This window comes from Sporacetigenium mesophilum DSM 16796, assembly GCF_059569055.1.
Genome location: NZ_JCANUR010000018.1, coordinates 1 through 23628, shown reverse-complemented (window position 1 = coordinate 23628; position 23628 = coordinate 1). Strand labels below are relative to the sequence as shown.

Below are 23628 nucleotides of genomic sequence, written 5' to 3'. Positions count from 1 at the left end.
ATTTAAGAAGGTTTTGAAATTTAAAATAAAAAAGTAAATGATTTATTAAAATAAAGTTAGAACTGGGATTTTAAGTAAAGTACCTTATTAATTAAACAAAAGTGTTAAGGAATTAAAGGAAATTCATTATTAAAAATTTAACAAAAGTTGACAAAGGTACTTTGTTGATTTAAAATTCAATAAATTCTCAAATTTTGATTTTAGTAGGACATACATAAGGGGAGATGGGTTTAGTGAAAAAAATATTATTTGTAACGGACTTATATTATGAGGCAAAGGGCAGACTTTATTATGAAGAAGATTTATTCCTTACATCTGAGTTGAGAAAAGATTTTAATTTAGTTATCTGTAATCCCAAGGATATGAACAATTTCAATGAAGATTTTGATTTGACTATATTTAGGAATGCAGGGCCAGCAGCTAATTTTAAAGAGGAATATGAATTATTTAATAAGAAAATAGTATCTAATAATCTAAAAACATATAATTCTTTTAATGGTAAAGGTGATATGAGGGGAAAAGATTATTTAATTGAATTAACAAATAAAAATTTTGATGTTATAAAAACTATTGATAATTTGAGTTTATTTAATAAGCTTCCAGAAGTAGATACATATGTTACAAAGCCAAAAGATGGTGCAGATTCTATAGGTATAGAATTTGTATCAAAGGAAGAAATTTTTAAAAATGTTGATTTAGATGATAAAAATACTTTAATTCAGCCATTAATAAATTTTGAATATGAAGTATCTTTCTATTTTATTGATAGAGAATTCCAATATGCACTTTATGCTCCAGATAAGTCAAGAAGATGGGAACTTAAAGAGTATACACCAACTAGTGACGACTTAGAATTTGCACAAAGTTTTATTGAGTGGAATAATATAGATCATGGAATTCAAAGAATTGATGCTTGTAGAGATGAACAAGGTAAACTTTTATTAGTTGAGTTAGAAGATCTAAATCCTTATCTTTCACTTTTGGAAATTTCTCCAAAGTTACGAGATAAATTTATTAAAGATTTAAAATCATCTCTTCAAAAAGTGCTTTTATAAATATAATATATAAAAAATAAAACTGTCTCAATGCATTGAGGCAGCTTTATTTTTTGTATCAATCCTTCAGAAGAAACAACTTCAAATCTTTTATCACCCTTCATAATTTTTACCCCCTAAAAATAAAATATATTATAAATTAAATTTATAGTCTTACTTTCAATTAATATAAAGATTCCCAAACCTATAAATACTATTGGAACAAAGATATGCTTGTATTTTTCTATACTGTTTTGTACAAAAGGATACTCTAATAACCTTAGGGCGATAAAGCACCATAAAGCAGTTAAAAGTAAAAATATTATCACAGTTACAAAAATGCCAACCATATTCATACTTGCAAAAAGAGGTATATAAATTCCTATATTATCTCCACCGTTTGCAAAAGTTACAGTGAATACTTTTAAAATACTAGGATTAATTAATTTAGTAATAAAATTTATCCTAGTATTTTCTTTAGTATAAGATATTTCTTCAATGTTACTATAACTATCACTAAGTTTACTTGCTTTTATGTAATCAGTATATGCCTTTATTCCTAAATATATTGGTATTAATCCAAAAAAACCTATATATTCATTTGCAATTAACTCTATACCCAAAGCCCCTATAATGCTAATTGTAGTCAAAAAAATAATTCCCAAATACTGCCCAATAATAATACTTGATTTTTTCATAACATTATTTATTTGGGAGAAGAAAAACATAAGGACAAATATATCATCAATATTGGTACTGACAAATGAAATAAAAGCTTTTAGTGCTGTAGATATCAATAATTTTTCCTCCATATATCTAAGTTATAATATGTATTAGATAAATTATAACTTGTTTGTAGGGTAATTATAATATGATAAGAGCTAATATTTAATTAAATTACAAAAATGTAATGAAAATGAAATGTTAATAAATAGATTGTGTTATAGATCTGTAATAATATTAATATATAGAATTAATAAATAATAAATTTTTCAAGGAGGTAGTTATGGATATTAATGTTATACAAGAATTTATATATCAATATGGTTTAATAAGTGTATTTATTTTTGTTATGTTAGAATATGCAAATATCCCACTTCCTAGTGAAATTGTTTTGGCTTTTGTAGGAATAATGGCTGCTAGCGGAAATATAAGTTTATCTTCGGCTATTGTAGTTTCAATTTTAGGTGGGATTGTCGGTAGTGTTATAAACTATTATATTGGATTGTATTTTGGTAAGCCTGTAGTAGAGTATATTCTAAAAAGATTTCCAAAAACTAAAAAGTCACTTAGTTCATCTATGGGTTTATTAAAAAAATATGATAAATTTGCGGTTTTATTATCTAGAACAATTCCATTGGTTAGAACATTTATATCAATACCAGCAGGAATATTAAAAATGAATATATTTGTTTTTACATTATACTCAGCTATAGGTATATCTATATGGAATTGTATATTAATATATTTAGGCTATATATTAGGTGATAATATGCACAAAATAATTTATATTATGGAGACTTATTATATTATAATTGTTATTATTGGTGTTGTAGGTTTGGGTTTATATTATATTAAAAACAAGAAATTTAAAAAGTATATATAAGTAAACTTTTAGTTACATTGTTAAAAAAGACTAGGTTAATAAACCTAGTCTTTTTATTGTACACATTTATTGAATAAAGTATTTCCATCAACAACTAATGCAATTTGTAAGATATTATTTTGAGCATAGTTTGGAGTATCTGGACTTACACTTCCAAAAAAATACACTGTGTATAGCCTACCTGGGTTAAAGGTAATTGTTATAGTTTTTGGACGTTGATTAGATGAACGAACTTCTAAGTTATAATTCCCAGAGTTTACTTCAATATAATTAGTACCTTCACCAGAGGCTAAAGCCTTAGATGTGAATCCCATGCTTGGATTGGCACTAAATGTTACACCAAAGGCATCTAAATTATAAAATCTAACTTTTGTACCATCACGAATTACATCTTCATTAATATCATCTAATATTGTCACCATTCTTATATTACTTAAGCTACCAAAGAAAGCATATGTTAGTATTTGTCCAGGAGGTATCTCAAAGTCTTGGATTTCTAATAAAAGATTATCTGTTTGGGATTGATATATTTTTACATTACGCTTTCCAGGTACAGTTGGCATATAGTCACTAAGTTCTCTATATTCTAGACCTACAATTCTAGGGTTGTTATTTACATAAATATCTATTGATGATTCTGGAACAAGATTAAACATTCTAATTACTGAAGCTTGATTATCTATGCAAGGATTTAATGTATCATATATATCTTGACGATTAATAATATCACCACCTTAAATTACATAATAGGATAGTTCGTTCTATTATATTTATATGAATATAAATATAATACTGTTAATGAAACTAACTAAATTTACAAAATTCAAAATATTTTTACAGGGACGTGCAATAAATAAAACTATAGATAATAAGATGTAATATATACATACATATTCCATGTATATACAGGTACAAGATAGTAAAATTGGGGGGGATTTAATATGTTAGATTTAAATGTATTAAAACAAGCCGTTGGAGATCTTGAAGAAGATGTGGTACTAGATATGTTAAATGAATTTGTTGAAACTAATCCTAGCGAAGAAGACGCTCAAAAGGTTGTAAGTGCATGTCAACAAGGAATGGCAGTTGTAGGGGATTTATTTGATAGAGGAGAGTATTTTGTTGGTGATTTAATATTTGCAGGAGAAGTACTTAGTAGTGCAATAGATGTTTTAAAACCTGTTATGGGATCAGGGGATACTGAAAAAGTAGGAACTATAGTCCTTGGTACTGTAGAAGGTGACTTACACGACATAGGTAAAAATATTTTTAGAAGTATGGCAGAGGCTGCAGGGTTTGAAGTTTATGACCTTGGTATAGATATAAGTGTAGATGCATTTGTTGAGAAGGTTAAGGAAGTAAAACCACAAGTTATAGGAATGAGTGGAGTTTTAACTTTGGCTATAGATGCTATGAAAGATACTATTGAAGGCCTAAAAGAAGCAGGCCTTAGAGACGATGTTAAGATAATAATCGGTGGAAACCCTGTGACAAAGGAAGCGTGCGAATTTGTAGGAGCAGATGCATTTACAACTAACGCTGCAGAAGGTATAAAAATATGTCAAGGGTGGGTGAAATAATATGACTGATGTAAAAGCTTTACAAGAAGAAAGAATAAGTATATTCCAAGATGTTTTTGATAATAAAATTCCAAAGAGAGTTCCTGTTAATATAAGTGTACCTTTTGAGCTTGTAGCTGAATACGGAGGACATGATATTGTAGAAGCCCAATGGAACCCTATGATAGTAGAAGAGACATTAGATAAACTTTGTCATGAGTTTTATACTGATGCAGCTCCTGGTGGAAGTTCACTACGATATCCATCTTATTATCAAGCATTAGAATCTCAATCATTTATAATGGGTTCTAATGGATTTTTTCAACATCCAGAAGTAGTTGGTATGTTACCAGAGGAGTATGATTTTTTAATTGAAAAGCCTTATGATTGTCTATTAGAAAACGTTATCCCTAGACAATATAAAGCACTTAATTTAGAAGATCCTGTAAATATGATGTTGAGCTTTACTAAGGGTGTTCTTGGATATAACAACGATATGATGACAGGTGGATCATTGGTTGGTAAGTTAACAGAGAAATATGGATATTATCCTGGAGGACCTCTTGGGTCAGGTGGTTTTACAGAAGCTCCATTTGATTTCTTAGCAGATCAACTTAGAAGTTTCAAAGGCGTAAGTATGGATGTAAGAAGAATGCCTAAGAAAGTTTATGATGCTTGTGAGGCTCTTTATCCAATAGTTCTTAAAAAAGGTATGCCAAAGGTTGTATCAAATTATTCTCATGTATTCTTACCACTTCATATGCCTACATTTATGAGAGAAAAAGATTTTGCAAATTTATGGTGGCCTAGTTTCAAGAGATTAATTGATGAATACGCATCTCATGGAATTCACTGTAGAATATTCTGTGAAGATAACTGGGATAGATATTTAGATTATTTATATGAACTTCCTACAGACACATTAATGATGTTTGAATATGGAGATCCAAAATTAATAAAAGAAAAGTTAGGCAAAAAGCATATTATAACAGGATTATATCCAGTTACGATGCTTAAAACTCATACTAAGGAGCAATGTGTTGATAAAGCTAAGGAATTAATAGATATCCTAGCTCCAGGTGGTAAGTATATATTCTCATTTGATAAAAATCCACTTTCTATAAAAGATATAAACATGGAAAATTTAAAGGCTGTTACAGAATTTGTTAGAGATTATGGTGTATATGATAATGCTGGTGAAGTTGCTGGTATGCAATTTAATAAAGATGATTACAAAGTAGAGCCATCTAGAAAATTAGAAAGCAAATATTACAAGACTTGGGATCAATATAGAGCTTCCAATCCATCTGTATCTGATTTTGGTCAAGTAAAACTTCAAGACTATGAAGATAGATTATTCCAATTCCTAATGTTCTTATTGTTATAATATACAACTGATAAACGTTAGCTAAGACTGTATTTTCAAGGTTCTTGGAAACATAATATAGCATAGATTTTTAAATTAAGAATCTATGCTATAGTTATAAACTGCCAGCGACCAGATGGGACCTTGCTCAAGATTAGTAGTTGAAGATGAGAAATTTATAGACGCTTATTATTGAATTAAGGCTTATTTACAAAAGCTTTTGAATGGTTATCCTTTATAAATAAATTTTGGGGAGAGTGTATGTATGAAAAAACCATTGAGCAAGTCTATAAAAACATTTTACGGTGTAGGAGACCTTGGCTTTTCATTAATGACCAGCGTTGAAATGTTCTGTTTCGTATTTTTCTTAACAAATGTAGCGAAGTTTTCACTTCCTATGGTTGCATTAATAGGTTCAGTGACAAGTATAGTTGATGCTATTTTATCTCCAATATATGGTGGAATTATAAGTGGTACTAAGGCTATGAAGTGGGGTAGAAACCGTTCATGGATGTTAGTAGCACCTCCTATAGTTGTAATATTATATATGTTCCAATATACAAGAATTGGGCCAGAACCAGTTGCAGCAGCAATAGTATGTGCAGGCTTCATTTTAAGCCATATTATATGGAATATAGCATGGGTTGGAAATGTATCTTTAATTTCTGTTATGGCAAACAATCCTGAAGAACGTAGTTTTCTTGCTTCAAGACGTGCTACATGGACTTCTTTAGCAGGTGTATTCTTCTCTTATATAGGTATGCCTTTTGCGTTACTTCTTGGTAGAACTACTGGTAATGAAATATTAGGATTTACATTGTTAGCAGGAATAATGGCTTTTCTTATGATGTTAGGTTACTGGACTGTATTTAAAATAACTGATGGATATGAAGAAATAGAAGGAAAAGATGAAAGAGGTATATTAAGTAATACTAAATCAGAAAAGTTATCTATGGGAATCATGTTAAAAAGTGTTTTCCAAAATCCACCTCTTATTGCATTATTATTAGGAGACTTCTTTAGATATATGGTTAACTTTATTATGACAGCAGCAGCAGCTTATTATTTCACATACGTTGCACAAGATATGAAGTTATTCCCGATTTATCTATTAGTTGGAGCTATTGCTCAAGTAGTAGGTGCATATATAAGTGGACCAATGGCAAAAAAATTATCTATAAGAACTGCAGCAGTTGTTAGCTTATTTGGTTTGGCTGGATCACTTATTTTCTGTAAATTTGTAGCTATGAATGTAACTATGTTCTTTGTAGTTGTTTGTTTTGCAAGAGCATTCCTTGGTATATTAACATCTGTTATGGTAGGACTTTATTCAGATGTTGTTGTATATGGAGAATGGAAAACAGGAAAAAATGCAAATCCATTTATTATGGGTCTAATGAACTTATCTCTTAAATCAGCTATTATATCAAGGGGTACAGTAATTCCTATAGTATTGGCTGCAGCAGGATTTGTTGCAGGAGCAGACCCTACAACTGCTTCACAAGATTTAAAAGATGCTGTAATAAATGTATTCTTATTCATACCTGGTATATTTGCTTTGGTAAGTGCAGTAATAATGACATTCTGTTATAGACTGAATAAGCAAAGGGTTGACGCTTATCAAGTTGAAATAGATGAAAGAAAGAAAGCACCAACTTTATAAAATACAATTTTAAAAATAAGCTGTGGCATTAAGCCACAGCTTATTTTTAAAACTGCATTAAATATCTATGACTTCATATATACTGCTATTAAATTTAAATTAATGGGGTGTTTTTATGAATAAGAAAAGTATGGGGATTGTTATAAGTCTTTTGATTTTTATAGCAAGTTTTTTTATAAATGAAATAAGTGGGTTAAGTATTGAAGGGAAAAATGTAATTATATTATTGTTAATTGCATTAACTCTTTGGTTAACTGAAGCTCTTCCCCTTGGAATAACAAGTATGCTTTTATTGGTACTTCAGCCAATAATGGGTATAGTTACTTTGAAAGAGTCTATAGCTGCATTTTCAAGTCCTGTAATATTCTTTGTTATAGCAAATTTTGGTGTATCATATTCAGTAACTAAATCTACTATTGCAAAGAGAATTTTGTTTTTTATGCTAAAAAAGTTTGGCTCAAATATAAAGTCAATATTGTTTGCTTTTATGAGTGCAACTTGTCTTATTTCTTCAATAATGTCAAATGTACCAGCAACAGCTTTGTTTATGGGGTTAGCTCTAGGATTAGTAGACCTTGCTGAGGATGAGATTACCAAGAGAAATATAGGAAAGACTTTTATGATTGCAATTCCCTTTGCAGGTATGATAGGTGGAATAATGACACCTGCAGGTAGTTCTATTAATATTCTTGCCCTTAGTATAATGAAAGAATATAACAATGCTACTATTACTTTTGTTCAGTGGATGGTTGTAGGAGTTCCTATTGCACTAGTTTTATTACCTATAACTTGGTTTGTTTTGGTTAAGTTATGTAAGCCTAAAGATATAAATGTACAAAAAACAGATAGATTTATCGAAACTTATAGAATGAGAGGCAATATGGATTCTTTAGATAAAAAGGTTTGTACAATAATTATTGGAATGTTGGTACTTTGGGTACTTAGTTCATGGGTTCCAGCTTTAGATGTTACTATAATATCTATTCTAGGTCTTGTTATTATGTTTTTACCAGGTGTTGATGTACTTGACTGGAAGGAATTTTCTAATAGTGTAAGTTGGAATGTAATACTTATGATAGGAAGTGTTATTTCTGTAAGTAGTGCAGTTATATCAACTGGAGTAGGGGAATGGCTTTTGAATAACTTCTTTAATATACCTACTGATATTAATGCTGTAACCTTATTACTTCTTTTAGGCATATTTATAGCTCTACTTCATTTACCAATACCAATTGCACCTGCTATTGTTATGATAATGTTATATCCTTTAGGGGCTATAGCTAATGATATGGGTATAAGTATAATTCTTTTAGGAGTACCTACTGCATTTTATGCAGGATGTTGTATGTTACTACCTCTTGACTCTGTTCCGCTTTTAACATATTCTACAGGATATTATTCTATGATGGATATGTTCAAAAGCGGAAGTTTCGTTACCTTAGCTTGGATAGTGTTGACATCTTTGTGGACTCCACTTGCTCTTAAGATGTTGGGAATTTTGTAGGAAAGTTAGTTTTGGACCATATAGTTTAGGCTATATGGTCTTTTTAGTTATAGTGTTTATATAGATAATATCAGAGAGACAAGTTTATAATAAAGTACATAAAATGGAAAATAAATTAAACTTCTTAATGTGGATAAAAACATGTTCGAAATTCTATTTTAAGGAGTATTGTTATGCAAAAAACCAATATTTACTATGTTTTGTGGATAAGTCAATACATTTTTATGAAAAAAATCCTAAATATACTTTGTTATCAACATTAACCACAATATGTAGTGGATAACATTCTGAATAATAACAAAATATTGTGTATTAAAAAAATTATATTAATTAAAGTATTTAATCATTTTATAACAAGTAATAGATTTCTAATATTACCTCTAGATTATTATGAAGTTGTTTATAATATAAACATATATTCTTGTTGATGGGATGGTAGTTAAAGAGCCTAGCCAAAAAAAATCTAAAAAACAATGATAAAAAAATAACGAAAAATGTGATTTTTGTGTTATATTATGGTATCATTATAAATAGATGGTATTTATAACCATCATGTCAAAACTAAATTCAAAGGGGGAAGAACAAATGATATTAAGGAAACTAAGTAAAAGTATAGTGTTATTGTTTAACACAACGTTTACATTAGAAGGGGATAATACAAGATAATCAAATATTGGTTGTAAACTATGGAATAAAAAAATAAATGCAAGAAATGTTGTAAATTCGGAAAGCGTTTACAAAATATATTTATAACAATCTTAAATTATAGAATGACTAAACATAAACAAAAGCTTAGGGGGTAAATTATGAGTACTAATCAAAAAATCAAAAGAAAAGCTAATTTATTAGAATCTCTTATTCCTATATTATCGTTAATAGTATTTTTATCAGTTGCTATTTTTAAGTATGAAGCTTCACCTCATATCCCATTAATTCTTGGAGCAATAGTAGCTGCAATAGTTGCAACAACAAGATTAGGATTTTCATGGGGCGAGCTTGAAGAAGGTATCCTTAAAACAATTAATATGGCAATGCAGGCAATTCTTATACTTATGGTAGTTGGTGCACTAATTGGAACTTGGATACTTAGTGGTGTTGTTCCTGCAATGATCTATTGGGGACTTAAAATATTATCACCGGGAATATTCTTAGTTGCTACAACTATAATATGCGGTATTGTTGCTTTAGCTACAGGTTCTTCATGGACAACTGCTGGTACTGTTGGTATAGCACTAATTGGTATAGGGCAAGGCCTTGGAATACCTGCTCCTGTTGTTGCTGGTGCTATAATATCAGGTGCTTATTTTGGAGATAAAATGTCTCCACTATCAGATACAACTAACCTAGCTCCTGCAATGGCTGGTACTACACTGTTTGAACACGTAAAACATATGGTATTTACTACTGGTCCAGCTTTACTAATAGCATTGATTATATACGCTGTAATGGGCATGAAGTATGCCGGTCAAGCTCTTGATATTGCACAAATAGAATTAATAAGAAATTCACTAGCTAGTAACTTTAATACTCTTTCTCCAATTTTATTTATAGCTCCTATAGGTGTTATAGCTATGGTTGTTCTTAAAGTTCCAGCTATACCTGGACTTATAGCGGGTGCATTATTAGGTGCCGTATTTGCTGGGGTATTCCAAGGGGCATCACTCGGAGATATAATAAATGCTGCACACTATGGATACGTTTCAGAAACTGGAGTTGCTGCTGTTGATGAGTTATTAACTCGTGGTGGGTTAGATAGTATGATGTGGACAGTTTCACTTATACTATGTGCATTAACTCTTGGTGGGATATTAGAAGCAACAGGTATGTTAGAAGCTATAGCAGCATCTATATTAAAATTTACTAAAGGTACATTTGGCTTAGTAGCTGCTACTTTATTCACTTGTACATTTACTAATATAGTTACAGGGGATCAATATTTATCTATAGTTCTTCCAGGAAGAATGTATAAAGATGAGTTTAGAAAACGCGGACTTCATCCTAAGAATTTATCGAGATGTTTAGAAGATAGTGGTACATTAACATCACCATTAATACCATGGAATACATGTGGTGCATATATGTTTGCTACACTAGGTGTTTCTCCACTAGCTTATTTACCATTTGCATTCCTTAACTTAATAAATCCTTTAATTTCTTTACTTTATGGAGCTACAGGAATAACGATGGAAAAACTTTCTCCTGAAGAAATTGCTGAAGTTGAAAAAGAATTTAATTTGGTTACTGAATAAACAATAAATTATTAAATAAACTCCTATACATTATGTATAGGAGTTTATTTATGGCCAATTTTTCATACACAATAAAAACTATTTCGCGTATTATTAATATAGAGGAATAATAAAATTATATTAAGTTTTAATGGAGGAAAAGATAATGGAAAATCGTTTATATCGTTCAAGATACGATAAAAAGATATCAGGGGTATGTGGTGGAATAGCTGAATATTTTGAAGTAGATTCAACTATGGTTAGATTACTTTGCGTAGTTAGTATATTTGCTTTAGGTACAGGAATATTATTATATATTCTTGCTTCAATAATAATTCCAGAGAGGACAGATTTTGAAAGTACAGTAAATATAAATGAAGAAAAAAATACTAAATTCCTAGGATATTCATTTATTTTAATTGGAGTAATATTATTTATTAAAAGATTTCCAGTTTTTCACTGGATAAACTTTAGATTTTTATTTCCTATATTATTAATAGGATTAGGGGTAGTAGTACTAGGCAAGCATTTTAAAAAATAACTATAATATCAAAGTGCTGTAATACTTATTGTAAGGGGTGAAAATATGAATAATGGAAAGTTGATTAATGGTATTATTTTAATTACCATAGGGATTTTTCTTTTTTTAGTAAATCTAGGTTATATTAGTTTTAGTATATTATTTGGGATTTTTGATTTGTGGCCATTAATATTTATTGTAGTAGGAGTTAATATTTTATTTAAGAAAAAATCTATCACTTTTATAACTTGGACACTATTTTTTGTAATCCTAATTTTGTATGGAGTCTTTTATCAAGGTGGTATTGTTAAAAACGAGTTAATTAGAAATAATATTAATGTTAAAAAACCTATAGAAACTACTTATGGAGAATTTGATTTAGATATAGGAGCTGCTAAAGTTAATATAGATTCGGAAGAAGAAGGCCTTATAAGAGCAAACTTAGAAGGAAGAGAACTATTATATAATGAGGCATATAAAAATAGTAAAGAAACTGCAAATTTGAGATTTGAAGGTAAAGAATATAGTATAACAAATTTGGATAAATCTAAAAGTAGTAATTACAACTTCAATTTGAATAAAGACGTAATATGGGATTTGGACCTTGACTTAGGTGCTATTTCTGGAAAACTTAATTTTGAAGAAATACCCATTAAATCAATTGACTTAGATTTCGGAGCAGGAGATTTAGATATGATTTTAGGGAATAAATATAATAATTCAAATATTAAGATTGATTCTGGTGCTTCAAACTTGACTATAGTAATTCCAAAAGAGGCAGGAATAAAAATAAAGTTAGATGCTGCTTTAACTAAAACTAATATAGATGATTTAAACTTAAATAAGTCAGGAGATTATTATTTATCTTCTAATTATGAAGAAGCTAATAAAAAGTTAGAATTTGATATTGATATGGGTGCTGGTAAAATAGATTTTAAAATGAAATAACATATATAATACTTTTTATTAATATTGTATTATTTGAACATAAAAAAACTAGGTCATATGACCTAGTTTTTCTTTATTGGTGCCGGTTGTGGGACTTGAACCCACACGTCATTGCTGACAACGGATTTTGAGTCCGCCCCGTCTGCCGATTCCAGCAAACCGGCTTATCGATTAACTAAATATATTATAGCACTACAGGAAACTTTATGCAATATAATAGTAATTATTATGATAATATAATATATAGTACTTTGGTTTATAATAAGTACATAATAATTTTAGGAGTGATAATTTTGAACAAAAGATTAATTATAATAGATGGAAACTCAATAATAAACAGAGCATTTTATGCCCTTCCAGAACTTATGAACAAAGATGGATTACATACAAATGCAATATATGGATTTACAACAATGCTATTTAAAATAATAGAGACATATAAGCCAACACATATAAGTGTTGCATTTGACAAAAAAGCCCCTACATTTAGACACTTAGAATATAAAGATTACAAAGCAGGGCGAAAAAAAATGCCAGACGAGCTAAGAGTACAAATGGAGCCTTTAAAGAAGTTATTAGATTCTTTCAAAATACATAGACTTGAATTAGAAGGGTTCGAAGCTGACGATATAATAGGAACAGTATCATTGGTAGCAGAACAAAATGACTACAAAGTATACATAGTTACAGGGGACAAAGATGCTATACAACTTGCATCAAACAACACTACAACACTTATAACTAAAAAAGGTATAGCTGAGGTGGAAGAATACGATTTTGATAAAGTCATGGAAAAATATCAAATGACTCCTAATCAATTTATAGACCTAAAAGGACTGATGGGAGATAAATCGGATAATATCCCAGGGGTACCAGGTGTAGGGGAAGTAACAGGTATAAAACTTATAAAAGAGTTTGGAAGTATAGAAAACTTAATTGAAAACACAGATAAGTTAAAGGGCAGTGTTAAAACTAAAATAGAAGAAAATAAAGAATCAGCTATAATGAGTAAAAGACTAGCTACTATAATTAGAGATATGCCAATACAAATAGATTTAGATGAGTTAAAACTAGAACAATACGATACTGATGAGGTTATAAAGTTGTTTAGTGAGTTTGGATTTAACAGCTTAATATCAAAGATTTCTAATAATGCATCAGGTGATGAAAACGCACCAGCTGTCCAAGAAGAATTAAATATAAGTATAAATAAATTAGAAAATATAAATGATTTTATAAATGAAATAAATGAAAAAAAATATGTTTTATTAAAAACTGTAACTAAATCAGATAATTTACTTAATAAAAATATATTACATATGTTTTTAAGTTTAGACGACAAAAACATATACTATATTGATGAAGAAAATATAGAAGATTTCAAAGAAATTTTATCTAGTAAAGAAATAAAAAAATATGGATACAACTTAAAAGAAGATTATATAGCACTAAGATCTTATGGTATAAAGCTTGAAAACATGGATTTTGATATAACTATATCTGAGTATTTAATAGATTCAGCTAGTTCTACTTATTCATATGACAATATAGCTGCTAAATATTTGAACAAAAAGCTAACATCAAAGGAAGAATTACTAGGAAAAGGTGTAAAGGCAAAAAAATATGTAGACTTAGACTTTGAAACACTTAAAATTCACATAGGTGATATATTATATGTTGTATATAACACAATGCCTATGATGGAAGAAAAAATAAAAGAAATGGATATGGATAGTCTTTTTTATGATGTAGAAATGCCTTTAGTTGAAGTACTAGGATTTATGGAATATGAAGGAATTAAAGTTGATAAAGAAAAATTAGAAGAGTTAAACGTTGAATTTACAGCTTCTATACAAACTTTAGAAAAAGATATATATGAACTTGCTGGTGATAAGTTTAATATAAATTCACCTAAGCAATTAGGAGTTATATTATTTGAAAAACTAGAGTTACCTGTAGTTAAAAAGACAAAAACAGGGTATTCAACTGATGCAGAAGTACTAGATAAATTAAAAGATAAGCACCCTATAATAAACAAAATATCAGAATATAGACAAATAGTTAAGCTAAAATCTACATATGTAGATGGCTTATTAAATATAATGAATCCAATAAGTAAAAGAATTCATTCATCTTTTAACCAAACTATAACTACAACAGGAAGAATATCATCTACAGAGCCTAATCTTCAAAATATACCTGTAAGACTTGAACTTGGTAGAAACCTTAGAAAGGTATTTATAGCAGATGACAACTGTCAGTTTGTAGATGCAGATTACTCTCAAATAGAACTTAGAGTACTTGCTAGTATTAGTGGCGATGAAAGTATGATAGATGCATTCAAACATGAAGAAGATATACATACAAAAACTGCATCTCAAGTATTTGATGTAGAACTTGATGAAGTTACTAGTGAGCTTAGAAGTGCTGCAAAGGCAGTAAACTTTGGTATAGTTTATGGAATAAGTGATTTTGGGTTATCTCAAAACCTACACATACCAGTAAAAAAGGCCAAGGGGTATATAGATGCTTACCTTGCAAAATATCCTAGAATAAAAGAGTATATGGATAACGTAATAGAAGAAGCTATTAATGATGGCCATGTAAGAACGATATTAAATAGAAGAAGATATATACCAGAGATAAATTCAAGAAATAATATTCTTAAAAACTTAGGAAAAAGACTTGCTATGAATGCTCCAATCCAAGGTAGTGCAGCAGATATAATAAAAATAGCTATGGTAAATGTTCACAACAAACTTGAAGAAAACAACCTTAAATCTAAGCTTATACTTCAAGTACACGATGAGCTTATAATAGAAACGTATGAAGATGAAATAGATATAGTAAAGGATATAATGAGAAAAGAAATGGAAAATGCATTTTCTATGGATGTTACATTAAAGGTAGATTTAAATGTAGGAAAATCATGGTACGATACAAAGTAGGTGAAAAAATGTTAGTTGTAGGCTTAACTGGAAGTATAGGAACTGGAAAAAGCACTGTATCTAATGTACTTAAATCCAAAAATATTAACATAATAGATGCTGATAAAATATCTAGAGAAATACTTAATAATACAACTGCTTTAAATGAAATATTTGATTATTTTGGAGATGAAGTTAAGAACTCTGATGGAACTTTAAATAGAAAAAAGCTAGGTAATATAGTTTTTAATGATGATGTTAAACTTATAAAATTAAACAGTATTACTCATCCAAAAATTAAAAAAATTATTGAAGGCAGAATAAATGAATATAAAAATAATAAAGAAAAAATCGTTATAGTTGATGCACCATTATTAATAGAAGCAAAGTTTTATGACTTAGTGGATAAAATTCTTTTAATAATTTGTGATGAAGAAGTTCAAATACAAAGAATAATAAAAAGAGATAATTGTTCTAGGGAAGATGCTATTGTTAGAATAAAATCTCAAATGAGTCAAGAAGATAAAAAAACTTACGCAGATTATATAATAGATAACTCATATGACTTGGAAATACTTAATAAGCAAGTGGAGGAATTCTTAAAAAATATGGAGGGGATATGATGTGACGAAAAAAATCCTTGTCATTATAGCTATAATCATAGCTTTGGTAGTGGGGGTATTATACGAACATGAAGAAGTTTTAAAAACTGCATATCCAACCAAATACAATGAATATGTACTTAAGTATGCAAATGAATATAATATAGATCCATATTTGGTTTTTAGCATTATAAAGGCTGAAAGTAAATTTGACCAAGATGCCATATCTCATAAAGATGCAAAAGGACTTATGCAAATAAGTCCTATTACTCAAAAATGGGCACAAAAAGAGCTTAAGCTAAAAGATGTAGATATATATGACCCAAATACAAATATAAAAATTGGATGTTGGTATTTAAATAGATTGTATATTCAATTTAAAGATACAAATCTAGTAATAGCAGCATATAACGGCGGTTCTGGAAATGTAGCTAAGTGGCTTAAAAATAAAAAATACAGCAGAGACGGAAATGTAATTGATTATATACCTTTTAAAGAAACGGAAAACTATTTAGAAAAGGTACAAAAAAATTACAAAATGTACACAAAGTTATATAGCTAGAAGGATAAGAAATTGAAGGGAGAAACTAATGAAAAAGGTTAGAGTTATATTAATGATTATATTAACAACATCTCTACTTTTCGGATGTACTAAAAATATATTAAATAATGATAAAAAAGAAAATGAAGTTGTAAGTGCTATTAACTCTGAAAACATAAATTTGTCTATGATTCAGCCGACTACACTAAATCCTATTTTAAATAATTATACTTCAGTGGATTATGTAATGAAATTGGTGTATGAAGGCTTATTCAAAATAGATAAAAATTACAATGTAGTACCACAACTTGTTGAAAGTTATAGTTTTGGTAATGGGGGAACATCCCTTAATATAACTTTGAAAGACAGTAGTTGGCATGACGGACAAAAATTAGTAGCAAGCGACGTTAAATTTACTATAGACACAATAAAACAATCTGAAGAAAGTCCATACAAGCCTTTGGTAGAGAATATATCTAGTGTACAAGTAAGTACTTCAAAGGATTTAACTATAAATTTTACTGATTCATATGCATTTTCTGTAGAAACACTTACGTTTCCTATAATTCCAAAGCATATTTTGGATGGATTAGATGATGAAAAAATGAAATCAGATAAAAGTAATTTAATTGGAAGTGGACATTATAAAATAGAAAAGTATGAACCTAGAAGCTATATGTTATTATCTCCAAATAAGGATTATTACGATGAAATCCCAGAAGATGCAAGGGATATAAGGGTTAGCATAGTTCCTGATGAAGAAGCACAGGTTACAATGACTATGGCATTAGAAACTGATATAACAAAGGTTAGTCTACAGGACTTAGCTAGTTTTACAGATAATGAATTTAGAACTATAAGCTATGAAGGTAGAGGGTTTGAAAATATGGTTCTTAATTTTAACAATCCCTACATTAATGATATAAACTTTAGGAGAGCTATAGTTCATGCAATAGACAGGGATAGTATAGTAAAAGAAGGTTATATAGAACAGGCCCAAAGAACAGGTTTTGCCCTATATCCAACATCAAAATATTATAATAAAGATCTAAAACCATATCCATATAATAAGAAAAAGGCAAAAGAATTTCTAAAAAAGGTAAGTGAAAAAAATACAAGTACCCAAAATAATGTAAACAATGAAGAAAATAAAAATAACGAAAATAACACAAATAATAATGAAAATAAAAATGTAGTTACTAGTAAGAAAAAAATAGAACTAAAACTTATAGTAAATAAAGATAACTTTGAAAGAATAAAAGCTTCTTATACAATAAGAGATAATTTAGCTGATATAGGTATAAAAGTAACTACACTGGAATTAAGCGAAGATGAAATGACAGAAGCTTTATCAAAAGGGGAATACGACATAGCATTAATTGGATGGGAACTTTCTCATGTTCCAGATCCAAGCTTTATAATAAATTCAATAAACTATCAAGATGAAAAATTAAGTCAATATCTTCAAGATACTTTGGTTTATAAAGGAAAACAAGCTGACATAGAAAGTTATCACAAACTCCAAAAGTATGTAAGAGATAAAATTCTTTTTATACCATTAGTTATAACTAATGACAATATAGTTGTAAACAAAAGGATAAAAGGTAATTTTAATTCAAATGATTTTGATATATATGAAGGAATAGAGAGTCTCAATATAGAAAAATAACATGAAAGACTTTAAAGGGGGATATAATCATGACTAATGAAAGACTGTTAGCTAAATATTTAAAGGAATCTAAAAATACAGTAGTCATAACAGGCTATAAAATAAATGAAGATAGTAATATACCTGATATCTTTGAGAAAGAAGGTTGGTGGAATGACGCTGACCCTAAAATAGCATCTTTAGTAGATTCTTTGGATAATAATTACGATAAATTCCATGAATTTTATAGTACAAGGGTAGCTGATTTACAACAATGTAATTTCAATAATGGGCATAAGATATTATCTAAGTGGCAAGAAAATAGTTTAGTTCATTCAATAGCTACACAAGCTGTAGATGATTTTCATGAATATGCTGGATGTAATATAGTTTACCATTTAAATGGAAGAATAAATAATGTATACTGCAAAACATGTAAAACTAAGCACACTTCTGAAGATTTTCTAAATAAATCAAAATGTAGAGAGTGTTCATCTAATTTAAGACCAGATATAGTTTTATATGGAGATCCTTATCGTGAATTTGAGTGGTTTAGAACTATAGGGGATATACAAGGGGCTGACTTGGTAGTAGTTATAGGGACGAATTTACTTATATCACCTGTAAATCAAGTGAAAAAGCTTTCTAAAGGTAAGTTAGTAGTTATTGATGATGTAAAAAGTCATGATATAGACTGCGATTTATTTTTAGAAGGAAACATAGGCGAGATTCTTAGTAATGTAGATAAATTAACTGAAGAAGCTATATAAATATAAGTAGGGATTTATGTAAATAAATCCCTATTTTTATTGTTAGATATAGTATAAAATAAATAATATATTTATTATTCTTTATATTGACAGGACAATGTATTAAGATGTATAATTAAAACATAGTAAATCGATAGGGATTAAATAGATAAAAACAGGAGGAATAGAATATGATATTTAATAGTGTATTAGAAATGATAGGTAAAACACCAATGTTAAAATTAAGCAATATAGCTGATGAAAATATGGCTGATATATATGTAAAATTAGAAAAATTCAATGCTGGCGGAAGTGTAAAAGATAGAGCAGCACTTGGAATGATAGAAAAAGCTGAAGAAATGGGATTATTAAAAGAAGGTAGTGTAATAGTTGAGCCAACTAGTGGGAATACTGGTATAGCTTTAGCTATGATAGGAAAATTAAGAGGATACAAAGTTATAATAGTAATGCCAGAAACTATGAGTGTGGAAAGAAGAAATATGATATCAGCTTATGGAGCTGAATTAGTATTAACTGAAGGCGCACTAGGAATGAAAGGTGCTATAGCAAAAGCTTTAGAAATGGCATCAGCTGGAAAAGAGTATTTCGTACCACAACAATTTGAAAACATAGCAAATCCAGAAAAGCACTATGCAACTACTGCAGAAGAAATATTAGAAGATGTTCCAAATGTAGATGCATTTGTAGCAGGAGTTGGAACTGGTGGAACTGTAGTAGGAGTTGGAAATAAATTAAAAGAATTAAAATCTGATATAAAAGTTGTAGCTGTAGAACCAGCGAAATCTCCAGTATTATCAGGTGGTAACCCATCACCACACAAAATACAAGGTATAGGTGCTGGATTTGTACCAGGTATATACAAAGCAGATTTAGTTGATCAAATTATAACTGTTGAAGATGAAGATGCTTTTGATGCAGCTAGACGTGTAGCAAGTGAAGAAGGTATGCTTGTAGGTATATCATCAGGGGCTGCTATATTTGCAGCAATTGAAGTTGCTAAAGAATTAGGAAAAGGGAAAGCTGTAGTAACATTAGCTCCAGACGGAGGAGAAAAATATTTATCTATGGGATTATATCAATAATATATAGATAATATAAAATATAAATCAAAGAGCTTATAATTTTTATAAGCTCTTTTTCTTGACTATTTTGTGAAAATTCTTTAAAATATTGTTATGAAATCAAACATGCGGGAATGGCGGAATCGGCAGACGCACCATCTTGAGGGGGTGGCGGGAGTATTCTCGTGGGGGTTCAAGTCCCCCTTTCCGCACCAGTAATAGCAACGCTTATAGGCGTTGCTATTTTTTTATAGTAAATCAAAATACCTGTTTATCTAATCTCCTTCTAATCTAAGAAATCTAATAAATTAAATAATGTTTTTAAGACATCCAGAAAGCTATATAAAAAAATTTATATATTATATAAATGTATAAAATCACGATATAAGTTAATAATCACGATATAAATATAATTTAAGGAGTGATTTTATGAGTTCTTTTGAAGGATTATATACCTTTGCAGATGTAGCAAGTATGTATAAAATGGATCAATCTACCTTTAGACAAAATGTAGGTAAAAGATTTATTGATAGTGTAGATGTAAAAAAGTTTGGAAAGACTTGGCTTATAAGAGAAGAAGCTTTAGTTAGAGAGTTTGGATTTATACCTTTAAGTGATAATACAGAAAATCAGGAGATTAAAAGAAAATCAGGTAGAAAAAGTACCTTTGATAAATATAGAGAAGCATATGAAAATGGTAAATATGAAACTACAACACTGTAAAATCATATTTATATAAAAATTTACATATTAAAAAGGTGATTGCATGGAAGAAAATAGTATAAATAAACATAAAAGCTTCATAATGCCTTGGGATATTATAGAGAAAGTAGAAGATTATAAAGAAACTAATAATATAGATGATTTTTCAGAGGCTATGTATGAGTTAATTAAAATAGGATTTCATAAAAATAATAATGTAAAAACTGTAGAGGATAATAGTAATGATATTTATGTAATTTAAATTCAATTTATTCTAATGCTTGATTAATTACTTTTGAAAAATAGTTAATAGGAAGGTGTAATTTTATGAAAGATATTACTGTGCTTATAACAGATTGGTGCCCTCATTGTAAAAAAGCAATTAAATGGATTGATGAAGTGAAACAAGAAAATCCCAAATATAAAGACATTAAGGTAGAAATAATTGATGAAGAAAAAAATCCTGAAATTGCGAGTAAATACGATTACTACTATGTTCCAACTTACTATATAGAAAATCGTAAAATTTTTGAAGGTGGCACCACTAAAGATGTTGTACATAAAGTTTTTGAAGAAGCTAGTTTATAGTAACGCTTAGAAGCGTTGCTATTTTTTTGAAAAAATATAGTTGAATTTTCAACAAAATTTTGATAATATAAATATAGTTGAATGTTCAACTAAATAAGGGGTGATAGCCATTAATAATTTTAAAAGCAATATTTTGAGAGAAGTAGGCCAGTTATCTAGAACAGTACACTCAATAAGTGATTTAAAGTTCAAAGAATTAAATTTGCAAAAAGGTCAGTTTATATTTTTAACCAGAGTGTGTGAAAATCCGGGGATTAATCTAATTAGTTTATCAAATATTTTAAAAGTTGATAAAACGACAACTACAAAAGCTATACAAAAGCTTATAAAAGAAGGATATATAAACAAGGAACAAGATGAAATAGATAAGAGAATATATAGATTAAATCCAACAGAAAAAGCACTTGAAATTTACAATCTTGTAGTTGAAGAAGAAAATAGAAATATAGAAACTTGCTTTTGTGGATTTACAGAAGAAGAAAAAAGAATTGTGTATGAACTAGTAAAAAAAATGAGAGAAAATATTGAACAGGAATGGTATAAAACAAAACAGTATAAGGAGTGATCATTATGATAAGAAAAGCAACAGTAAATGATTTAGATAGTATTATGAAAATAATAAAAGAAACAGTAGAAGAAATGCGCTCTTATAATAATACGCAGTGGGATGAAAGCTATCCTCAAGCTAGTAATTTCGCATATGATATAGAAAAAGAAGAATTATATGTTGAAGATATAGATAAAGAGGTTGCAGGCTTTATATGTGTTAACTACATAGAGCCAGATGAATATAAAGAATTAAATTGGTCTTTAGATGAAAAATCTATGGTAGTTCATAGGATGGCAGTTAATAATGCTCATAGGAATAAAGGAGTTGCCAAAAATTTAATGAAATTTGCAGAAGAATTAGCAAGAGAACAAAATGTAAAATATTTAAAAACAGATACTTATTCAATAAATATAAAGATGAATTCATTATTTAAGAAATGTGGATATAAACTTATCGGGGAGATGAGTTTTTTAGGAAAAGAAAAACCTTTTTATTGTTATGATAAAATTTTAGGTAATGAATAAATAATAAAATATAAGAAATAAATAGCAACGCTTATAGCGTTGTTTTTTATTTGTACATTTCACATTAGATATTATATTCATATATTATATTAAACGAGATATTTAAAAGGGGAGTAATTATGTTTAATATATATAAAAGACAACAGCTAGATCAAATTATAATGCCTACCGAATTGCAAGAGCAATATGAACTTCCTATATATAAAATAATCCAAACTTTAAAAGCAGGTAATATAGTTAAAGTAGCATTAAAAATTGATGGTGGTTTTTTCGTATCTGCTGCAAATGGGGGAGGAGGATATGTATTTGTTAATGCTATTTCAATAGGCCCAAATGAGACTTTTTTGTTAATACCACAAGGATTGAATAGAGACAAAGTTGCTATAAGAACAACTAAAGGATATTATCTAAGTGCTGTAAATGGAGGAGAGGGTTTAATAACTGCTACTGGTACAACTATAGGTTCAAAAGAACAATTTACGATAGTAGGAGCAACTCCTGACAGGGCAAATTTTATTACAGAAAAAGGTCTTTTGATGTTCGCATTAGTCAATGAACCTAGATTTTTAACAGCTTATGGCGTTGCAACAGGCCCTAGAACAAGATTAATAGTAATTCCACAAATATAGAATTTGAAATGTTTTTTAAAAATTAACATAAAAAAAGCGGGCTAAGGTATTAACCTTAGCCCTATTCCTGTAGCAAAGCAAATTATATAGTGGATTAATTAACTATATATTAGGATTATAACCAATAAATGGTAAGTTATGCAATAACTAAATAATATTATTTATTAAAGTGTCTTTCTAATAAACCTTTAAAAGCCATACCATGTCTAGCTTCATCTTTACACATTTCATGAACAGTATCATGTATAGCATCTAAGTTTAATTCTTTAGCACGAGTAGCTAATTTTTTCTTACCATCACAAGCACCGTATTCAGCATCAACTCTAGCAGTTAAGTTAGCCTTAGTATCGGCAACAACAACTTCGCCTAATAATTCAGCAAATTTAGCAGCATGTTCAGCTTCTTCAAAAGCTATTCTCTTATAAGCTTCAGCAACTTCAGGGAACCCTTCTCTATCTGCTTGTCTAGACATAGCTAAGTACATTCCAACTTCAGTACATTCCCCTATGAAGTTAGCTCTTAAACCTTCTATTATTTCAGGATCTACATCTTTAGCAACACCTATTCTATGTTCATCAGCCCAAACTAAATCCCCTGATTTTTCTATGAACTTTTCAGCTCCAACTTTACAAACTGGACATTTTTCTGGTGCAGTTTC

General features: G+C 29.0%; 24 protein-coding genes and 2 tRNA genes. 22 read left to right on the top strand and 4 right to left on the bottom strand.

Annotated features, from left to right (window positions below; translation table 11 throughout):
• The first annotated feature begins 233 nt into the window (after positions 1-233).
• Positions 234-1055, top strand: coding sequence for an ATP-grasp domain-containing protein (locus BS62_RS12715; protein ID WP_496491656.1), 822 nt, complete (start codon positions 234-236; stop codon positions 1053-1055).
• 116 nt (positions 1056-1171) lie between these two features.
• Here the strand turns inward: BS62_RS12715 and BS62_RS12710 are convergent, their stop codons facing one another.
• Positions 1172-1831 (bottom strand): cadmium resistance transporter, encoded by a 660-nt coding sequence (locus BS62_RS12710; protein WP_496491655.1) that lies wholly within the window; start codon positions 1829-1831, stop codon positions 1172-1174.
• Positions 1832-2040: 209 nt separating this feature from the next.
• Here BS62_RS12710 and BS62_RS12705 point away from each other — a divergent pair, with 209 nt between their 5' ends.
• Positions 2041-2640 (top strand): DedA family protein, encoded by a 600-nt coding sequence (locus tag BS62_RS12705; RefSeq protein ID WP_496491654.1) that lies wholly within the window; start codon positions 2041-2043, stop codon positions 2638-2640.
• A gap of 53 nt (positions 2641-2693) precedes the next feature.
• Here the strand turns inward: BS62_RS12705 and BS62_RS12700 are convergent, their stop codons facing one another.
• On the bottom strand, positions 2694-3296 hold the full coding sequence (locus BS62_RS12700) for a DUF4397 domain-containing protein (RefSeq protein WP_496491653.1): 603 nt from the start codon (positions 3294-3296) through the stop codon (positions 2694-2696).
• 285 nt (positions 3297-3581) lie between these two features.
• Between BS62_RS12700 and BS62_RS12695 the strand changes: the two genes are divergently transcribed.
• The 7 genes from BS62_RS12695 (at position 3582) to BS62_RS12665 (ending at position 12428) form a co-directional block, all read left to right on the top strand.
• Positions 3582-4220, top strand: a complete 639-nt coding sequence (locus BS62_RS12695; protein WP_496491652.1) for a cobalamin B12-binding domain-containing protein — start codon at positions 3582-3584, stop codon at positions 4218-4220.
• 1 nt (position 4221) lies between these two features.
• Positions 4222-5586 (top strand): uroporphyrinogen decarboxylase family protein, encoded by a 1365-nt coding sequence (locus BS62_RS12690; RefSeq protein ID WP_496491651.1) that lies wholly within the window; start codon positions 4222-4224, stop codon positions 5584-5586.
• Between the two features lie 244 nt (positions 5587-5830).
• Entirely contained in the window at positions 5831-7228 is a 1398-nt protein-coding gene (locus BS62_RS12685; RefSeq protein WP_496491650.1) for an MFS transporter, read from the top strand.
• 115 nt (positions 7229-7343) lie between these two features.
• The gene (locus BS62_RS12680) at positions 7344-8732 is read left to right on the top strand and encodes an SLC13 family permease (RefSeq protein WP_496491649.1); all 1389 of its coding nucleotides are present in this window, start codon (positions 7344-7346) and stop codon (positions 8730-8732) included.
• An 806-nt stretch (positions 8733-9538) separates the two neighbouring features.
• Positions 9539-10981 (top strand): Na+/H+ antiporter NhaC, encoded by a 1443-nt coding sequence (gene nhaC, locus BS62_RS12675; RefSeq protein ID WP_496491648.1) that lies wholly within the window; start codon positions 9539-9541, stop codon positions 10979-10981.
• Between the two features lie 145 nt (positions 10982-11126).
• A complete protein-coding gene (locus tag BS62_RS12670) occupies positions 11127-11501 on the top strand; it encodes a PspC domain-containing protein (RefSeq protein WP_496491647.1) in 375 nt (124 codons plus the stop codon).
• Between the two features lie 45 nt (positions 11502-11546).
• Positions 11547-12428 (top strand): toast rack family protein, encoded by an 882-nt coding sequence (locus BS62_RS12665; RefSeq protein WP_496491646.1) that lies wholly within the window; start codon positions 11547-11549, stop codon positions 12426-12428.
• Positions 12429-12505: 77 nt separating this feature from the next.
• Here the strand turns inward: BS62_RS12665 and BS62_RS12660 are convergent.
• Positions 12506-12592 (bottom strand) — tRNA-Leu (locus tag BS62_RS12660).
• 129 nt (positions 12593-12721) lie between these two features.
• Here BS62_RS12660 and polA point away from each other — a divergent pair.
• From polA to BS62_RS12595, 13 genes are all read left to right on the top strand, one after another.
• A complete protein-coding gene (gene polA / locus BS62_RS12655; RefSeq protein WP_496491645.1) occupies positions 12722-15376 on the top strand; it encodes a DNA polymerase I in 2655 nt (884 codons plus the stop codon).
• On the top strand, positions 15358-15978 hold the full coding sequence (coaE, locus tag BS62_RS12650; RefSeq protein WP_496491644.1) for a dephospho-CoA kinase: 621 nt from the start codon (positions 15358-15360) through the stop codon (positions 15976-15978). Before polA ends, coaE begins: the two co-directional genes overlap by 19 nt.
• A gap of 1 nt (position 15979) precedes the next feature.
• Entirely contained in the window at positions 15980-16519 is a 540-nt protein-coding gene (locus tag BS62_RS12645; protein ID WP_496491643.1) for a lytic transglycosylase domain-containing protein, read from the top strand.
• A gap of 28 nt (positions 16520-16547) precedes the next feature.
• Positions 16548-18167, top strand: a complete 1620-nt coding sequence (locus tag BS62_RS12640; RefSeq protein ID WP_496491642.1) for an ABC transporter substrate-binding protein — start codon at positions 16548-16550, stop codon at positions 18165-18167.
• Positions 18168-18196: 29 nt separating this feature from the next.
• A complete protein-coding gene (locus tag BS62_RS12635; protein ID WP_496491641.1) occupies positions 18197-18916 on the top strand; it encodes an SIR2 family NAD-dependent protein deacylase in 720 nt (239 codons plus the stop codon).
• A 170-nt stretch (positions 18917-19086) separates the two neighbouring features.
• A complete protein-coding gene (cysK, locus tag BS62_RS12630) occupies positions 19087-19998 on the top strand; it encodes a cysteine synthase A (RefSeq protein WP_496491640.1) in 912 nt (303 codons plus the stop codon).
• 107 nt (positions 19999-20105) lie between these two features.
• Positions 20106-20192, top strand: a tRNA-Leu gene (locus BS62_RS12625).
• Between the two features lie 214 nt (positions 20193-20406).
• The gene (locus BS62_RS12620; RefSeq protein ID WP_496491639.1) at positions 20407-20700 is read left to right on the top strand and encodes a helix-turn-helix domain-containing protein; all 294 of its coding nucleotides are present in this window, start codon (positions 20407-20409) and stop codon (positions 20698-20700) included.
• Between the two features lie 43 nt (positions 20701-20743).
• Complete coding sequence (locus BS62_RS12615; RefSeq protein WP_496491638.1) at positions 20744-20941, top strand: hypothetical protein; 198 nt, start codon at positions 20744-20746, stop codon at positions 20939-20941.
• A gap of 65 nt (positions 20942-21006) precedes the next feature.
• Entirely contained in the window at positions 21007-21267 is a 261-nt protein-coding gene (locus BS62_RS12610; RefSeq protein WP_496491637.1) for a thioredoxin family protein, read from the top strand.
• Between the two features lie 133 nt (positions 21268-21400).
• Positions 21401-21832, top strand: coding sequence for a MarR family winged helix-turn-helix transcriptional regulator (locus tag BS62_RS12605; protein ID WP_496491636.1), 432 nt, complete (start codon positions 21401-21403; stop codon positions 21830-21832).
• Between the two features lie 5 nt (positions 21833-21837).
• Positions 21838-22341: a GNAT family N-acetyltransferase gene (locus tag BS62_RS12600; RefSeq protein ID WP_496491635.1), complete on the top strand. Its 504-nt coding sequence runs from the start codon at positions 21838-21840 to the stop codon at positions 22339-22341.
• A 119-nt stretch (positions 22342-22460) separates the two neighbouring features.
• The gene (locus BS62_RS12595) at positions 22461-22970 is read left to right on the top strand and encodes a fascin domain-containing protein (protein ID WP_496491634.1); all 510 of its coding nucleotides are present in this window, start codon (positions 22461-22463) and stop codon (positions 22968-22970) included.
• A 157-nt stretch (positions 22971-23127) separates the two neighbouring features.
• On the opposite strand, the gene BS62_RS12590 is transcribed toward BS62_RS12595, so the two are convergent.
• Positions 23128-23628, bottom strand: a 501-nt coding sequence (locus tag BS62_RS12590) for a ferritin family protein (protein ID WP_496491633.1), incomplete at its 5' end; no start/stop codon positions are given.